Source organism: Agrobacterium sp. DKPNP3 (genome assembly GCF_052686535.1).
Genome location: NZ_JBQYSN010000156.1, coordinates 1 through 5,682 on the forward strand (window position 1 = coordinate 1; position 5,682 = coordinate 5,682).

Annotated in this window: 5 protein-coding genes and 2 pseudogenes; 4 read left to right on the forward strand and 3 right to left on the reverse strand. The window is 61.7% G+C overall.

Annotated features, from left to right (window positions below):
* Positions 1 to 386, forward strand: a pseudogene (locus ACUTJJ_RS24445) (hypothetical protein); the annotation flags it as partial.
* Positions 387 to 415: 29 nt separating this feature from the next.
* On the opposite strand, the gene ACUTJJ_RS24450 reads toward ACUTJJ_RS24445, so the two are convergent.
* Positions 416 to 1,273, reverse strand: coding sequence for a TrmH family RNA methyltransferase (locus ACUTJJ_RS24450; RefSeq protein WP_445543717.1), 858 nt, complete (start codon positions 1,271 to 1,273; stop codon positions 416 to 418).
* Complete coding sequence (locus ACUTJJ_RS24455; RefSeq protein ID WP_063948210.1) at positions 1,263 to 1,655, reverse strand: hypothetical protein; 393 nt, start codon at positions 1,653 to 1,655, stop codon at positions 1,263 to 1,265. The genes ACUTJJ_RS24450 and ACUTJJ_RS24455 overlap by 11 nt, the downstream gene beginning before the upstream one ends.
* A gap of 38 nt (positions 1,656 to 1,693) precedes the next feature.
* On the opposite strand from ACUTJJ_RS24455, the gene ACUTJJ_RS24460 reads away from it, so the two are divergent.
* The 3 genes from ACUTJJ_RS24460 to rpoH all read left to right on the forward strand — a co-directional run bounded on the left by ACUTJJ_RS24460 (position 1,694) and on the right by rpoH (position 4,832).
* Positions 1,694 to 2,716, forward strand: a complete 1,023-nt coding sequence (locus ACUTJJ_RS24460) for an RluA family pseudouridine synthase (RefSeq protein WP_209087241.1) — start codon at positions 1,694 to 1,696, stop codon at positions 2,714 to 2,716.
* 222 nt (positions 2,717 to 2,938) lie between these two features.
* A complete protein-coding gene (locus ACUTJJ_RS24465) occupies positions 2,939 to 3,763 on the forward strand; it encodes a class I SAM-dependent methyltransferase (protein WP_063948208.1) in 825 nt (274 codons plus the stop codon).
* A 166-nt stretch (positions 3,764 to 3,929) separates the two neighbouring features.
* Positions 3,930 to 4,832 (forward strand): RNA polymerase sigma factor RpoH, encoded by a 903-nt coding sequence (rpoH, locus tag ACUTJJ_RS24470; protein WP_003522581.1) that lies wholly within the window; start codon positions 3,930 to 3,932, stop codon positions 4,830 to 4,832.
* Between the two features lie 299 nt (positions 4,833 to 5,131).
* On the opposite strand, the pseudogene ACUTJJ_RS24475 reads toward rpoH, so the two are convergent.
* Positions 5,132 to 5,682, reverse strand: a pseudogene (locus ACUTJJ_RS24475) (hypothetical protein); the annotation flags it as partial.

Below are 5,682 nucleotides of genomic sequence, written 5' to 3' on the forward strand. Positions count from 1 at the left end.
CCGCCAAGCTCGAAACCGCACCGGCCATCGAGAGGGAGGTGTCACAGACGGCAGCCCCGGAGGATGCCGCCCCAGCCTCCCCGCCGGAGGAGCCCAGCGCAGAGCTGGACGCGACGGCGCCGGAAGGTCTGGAACAGGAAATCGAGGATATCCGCAATCAGGGCACCGCTCTCACCGAACGCCTGCTGAACGTGCGCGGCACCGGCAACGACGAGCCCATCCGCCGCGAAATCGCACGGATCGCAGCCGAGATGATCGCGTTGACAGCAGCGCGGGAGGGCGAGGCATCACCCATTCCGGGGCTCCTCGCCAAGGCGTCAGATTCGTCGGGGCGTGAAAGCCTTGCGACGCGGGCTAAGGTGGTGATGGAGAAGCGGAAACGCTAGGTTCGCCGAAGTGCTAAAGCGGCTCTGATCTACACCCGCCCCATCACCCCCGCCATCTGATAAAGCGCGAGCCCGGAGGCCGTGCCCGCGTTCAGGCTATCCAGCTGCGGCGACTGCGCAATCCTCGCCGTATGAAACCGAGACAGTACCGATTGCGGCAAGCCCTCGCCTTCCGTGCCGATGACCAACGCCATCCGCCCGGAGCGGGGAATATCGCGGATTTCGGTCTCGCCACCCGGCGAAAGGCTCCAGATTGCAAAACCAGCCCCGGAAAGCCGCTCCAGCATCGCGACCGCCCCGCCGCCGCGGTGATAGGGAACCGACAGCACCGACCCGACCGAAACCCGCAGCGCCTTGCGATAGAGCGGATCGCAGCACGTCTCGTCCAGCAGCACCGCATCGGCATAAAAGGCTGCCGCATTGCGGAACATCGCACCGAGATTGTCGTGGTTGGAAATGCCGCAGCCGACGAGCACCAGAGACGAGGCGGGAAGTGCTGCCATCGTCTCTTCCAGCCCATCATCGCGCACGCGTCGCCCAAGCGCCAGAATGCCGCGATGCAGGTGGAAACCGACGATACCATCCAGCACCGGCGCTTCCGCTACGTAAACCGGGACATCATCGGGGAATTCGGCAAGGATATCAGCAACGCCGGAAAGACGGTTGCGCAGGATCAGGATGCTTTCCGCCGCAAAGGCCCCACCCGCCTTGTGAGCGGCGGCCAGCATGCGCAGCACCACCGTACCCTCGGCAATGAAACGCCCCTGCCGGCCGGTGAGATCACGCTCGCGAATGTCGCGAAAGGCGGCAATGCGCGGGTCGGTCGGGTCTTCCACCGGGATCAGCGCCCGCTGACCGAAAAATGGATGTTCGGCCTCACTGGCCATCAACAGTCACATCCGCAAGGAACCGGCCGCTGGCGACGTTGAAGACCAGCGCTTTGCGGGTTCCGTTTGCCAGCCGGCCATAAAACAGCATATCGCCGCCGGAATAGCTGACGTTTTCGATGGTGAAGCCCTGCGGCAGGCTGGCGGTGACCGCCATCGGGCCATTGCCGGTTGGCACGGCTAGGTTCGGCGCGACGCTTTGCGTTGCCGGCGTTTTCGAGCTACCCGTCGCCTTGTAGACAACGGCACCAAAGACAGCCATAAGGGCGATGAACATCACGGAGCCCGATACGATCTGCAAACGGATCATCCGGCGGCGAAGTTTTTCCATGACCGGATCAAGCGGCTTGTCTTCCTGTTCGTCTTGCTCGATCTGCGTCATCGGGTTCCCTGAAATGCTGATGGATCGGAAAAATAAGAATGAACGACCCCTTTAAACAAGGCGGAGACGCAAGGAAAGTCCTGATTGCCGGGGAGGACGCCGAAGGCCGCCTCGATTCCTGGCTGGCGGGCGAGGTGGGCGGCGATTTCTCCCGCAGCCGGCTGAAGGCGCTGATCGAACAGGGTGCCGTTTCCATCAACAGCAAGCCGGTGACGGAGCCGAAAAAGAAGGTGCATCCCGGCGACCGTATCGAAATCGTTATGCCGGAACCGGAAGACCCGGAGCCCAAGGGCGAGGATATCCCGCTCGATGTGGAATATGAGGATGACGACCTGATCGTTCTGGTGAAGCCCCCGGGTCTCGTGGTGCATCCCGGCGCCGGCAACTGGACGGGAACGCTGGTCAACGCCCTCATTCACCATTGCGGCGACAGCCTCTCCGGCATTGGCGGCGTCAAGCGCCCCGGCATCGTGCACCGGCTGGACAAGGAAACGTCAGGTGTCATGGTCGTGGCGAAGAACGACAATGCCCACCGGCATCTGGCCGCGCAATTTGCCGATCATGGCCGCACCGGCCCGCTGGAGCGCGCCTATAAGGCCGTTGTCTGGGGTCGCCCGCGCACGCTTCGCGGCACCATCGACGCCGCTCTCGGCCGCGGTGCCGACCGCACAAAACGCGCTGTCAAGCACGAGGATTCGGACGATGCCCGTGAGGCGATCACCCATTACGAGGTGGTGGAGCGATATCACGAACGGGCGGATGCCACCTGCCTCGCCTCCATGGTGGAATGCCGCCTGGAAACCGGCCGCACCCACCAGATCCGCGTGCACATGGCCCATATCGGCCATCCGCTGATCGGCGATCCCGAATATGGTGCGGCTTTCCGCACCAAGGCGAACCTTCTCGAGGAACCGGCAAAGAGCATCGTCGGGCGCTTTCCGCGCCAGGCGCTGCATGCCTATCTGCTGGCCTTCGAACACCCCCGCACCGGCGAGGTGATGGAGTTCGAGACCGACCTGCCGGACGATATGGAAGAGTTGATCGCCGCCCTGCAGGCCTGAAAACGCGTGGTGCAGGCCTAAAAAGCTGCGCCGCCCATTTCGCCGGAAGCTTCGGATAATAAAAACAGATTAGCGAAACGCGATATTCCGCAGTCGGTCCTTTTTATAGACCGCCCCAATTTCGCTGTAATCCTCGCACCTCCTTTGCCTCGCAAAGCCTTGAACCGGCGCACGTTCGAGCCGCCTTGAACGGAACCGGCATGATGACGGGATCGAGTGCGCATGACGATTGAAGACCGCCGGTTCATTTTTCAGGAATTGCGAAGCGTCGAAGGTTATATCGACCCGCCCGATGCGCTCGTCTTCAAGGCGCTGTTGCAGGCCCAGACGAGAAGCGCCCTGCACGGCGGCATCGCGGAAATCGGCGTTTATTACGGTCGCTCCTATTTCTTGCTGCGCAAATTCGCGCAAGCGCAGGAAAAGGTGCTGGGCGTCGATCTGTTCGATCTCGACCCGCCGCAAGACGGCAGCCTGGACCAATATGACCGCCTGATGGAGAGCGGACGCCGGCTGGGTTTTGCCATGGATGAGGACCTCATCATCAAGGGCGACAGCACCCGTTTGTCACCGGCCGACATCACCTCGCGCATTGGCCCGGCGCGCTTCTTCAGCATCGATGGCGGCCATCACCTGCACCATGTGCTGGCCGATGCGAAACTGGCGCTGGAGGTAATCGCGCCGCATGGCGTCATCGTCTTTGACGACACATTCAACCCCGCCTGGCCGGAAGTGACGGTCGGCGTTGCAGATTTCCTGCGCACCCACGGTCATAACCTCGCCTGCTTTGCCATGACGAAATACAAGACCTACGTCTGTCGCCGGGAATTTCACGCCATCTATGCGGACGCGATTGCCACCGATCCGGACCTGCAGGCGCTTGCCCATGTCGAGACGCAGTTCCTTGGCTCGAAGGTGGTGCGTCTGCACAATCCGATGCGCCGAAGGGTGATGTATGAGCTGATGGTGCGCTCCGGCCTCGGCGGTTTTTCGGAACGAATCTACCGGTCAAAAGTTAAACAGGTCAAAGAAGGGGTCGTCTCGCCATAACGCATGTGTGAACGCAGCGTTCGCTTGAAAAGCGGTGCGCGCGTACATATCTGTCACATGGGTTCGTGCGGGGTCGGTAACGACCCGCAGCTTACGGTGCGCCTCCGGCGGGTTATTCGCCGATCAAAGAGGGTGCCGTTCCAGACCATAGATAAGGGGGTGCTTTATGGCCCGCAATAGTTTGCCTACGATTACAGCCGGCGAAGCCGGTCTCAACAGATATCTCGACGAAATCCGCAAATTCCCGATGCTGGAGCCGCAGGAAGAGTACATGCTTGGCAAGCGTTATGCCGAGCATGGCGACCGCGACGCCGCGCATAAGCTCGTCACCAGCCACCTGCGTCTCGTCGCCAAGATTGCGATGGGTTACCGCGGTTACGGCCTGCCGATCGGTGAAGTTGTCTCTGAAGGCAATGTCGGCCTGATGCAGGCGGTGAAGAAGTTCGATCCGGAGCGCGGCTTCCGTCTGGCCACCTACGCCATGTGGTGGATCAAGGCGTCGATCCAGGAATATATCCTGCGGTCATGGTCGCTGGTGAAGATGGGTACGACCGCCAATCAGAAGCGTCTCTTCTTCAACCTGCGTCGTCTGAAGGGCCGCATCCAGGCCATCGACGATGGCGATCTGAAGCCGGAGCACGTCAAGGAAATCGCGACGAAGCTGCAGGTGTCGGAAGAAGAAGTCATCTCGATGAACCGCCGCCTGCACGGCGACGCATCGCTGAATGCGCCGATCAAGGCGTCCGAAGGCGAATCCGGCCAATGGCAGGACTGGCTGGTGGATGACCATGACAGCCAGGAAGACGTGCTGATCGAGCAGGACGAGCTGGAAACCCGCCGCCGCATGCTGGCGAAAGCCATGGGCGTTCTGAATGACCGCGAACGCCGCATCTTCGAGGCCCGCCGGCTTGCGGAAGACCCGGTGACGCTGGAAGAACTCTCGTCCGAGTTCGACATCAGCCGCGAACGCGTGCGCCAGATCGAAGTGCGTGCCTTCGAGAAGGTGCAGGAAGCGGTGCAGAAGGAAGCGCTGGAAGCAGCGCGCGCCCTGCGCGTGGTGGATGCGTAAGCGCTCATTAAAACGCTAGTCGCCATAAAGCCCGCGGATCGCAAGACCTGCGGGCTTTATGCATGAAACCGGCGTTATTCAAGACGGTAGGCGCCGCCCCCTCATCGCCTCGCTCGCGCTCCGGCACTTCTCCCCGGCGGGGAGAAGAATTTGCGGCGACCGATCGAGCGCTAGAAACGTCTGTAAGATTTAAGAAAGATGAGGCAGTGCGGCGAATTCTTCTCCCCGTCGGGGAGAAGTGCCGGAGCGCGAGCGAGGCGATGAGGGGGCGAGCTATTGGTGGATCGCCCCCATAACCATCACTGTCCCGTCGCCGGCGTTGACGCCGCCCATTCGCTGAGCGCCTTGTCGAAGGCGGCGATGCCGTCATTGCCCTTTTGCAGGGTCAACAGCGCACGTCGGCCATTGCGGTAGGACACCGGAATGTCGATCCAGTTACGGCTCTTCAGAAGCTCGAGATTGGTCTTCATCGCATCCGGGAAGTCGTTGAGCGCGATCATGTGGAAATCGTCGGTGATCTTGGCCGGGACCGCGATCAGCGCGTTGCCGCGATCCTGCTCGGTGCTCTTCATCGCGATGCGCTGGACGCTGTCGATCGCGCCGCCTTCAAAGCCGGGCGAAACCGAGAAGACGATCTCGATCAGATGGCTTGCCGGCAGCGACGGATCGGTGTTGCGCTTGAAGGTGATGAGCGCGCTGAGGCCACGGCCAGGCACGGTAATCTGGCCCTGCACGGTCGGAGAAGGCTTGCCTTCCGCGTCGTTTTCCTGCTGCAGCGACCAGGACACGGTACCCTGAATGGCGGTCGGAACCGTCTGGCCCAGCACTTCCTCGTAGAGGAACATGCGGT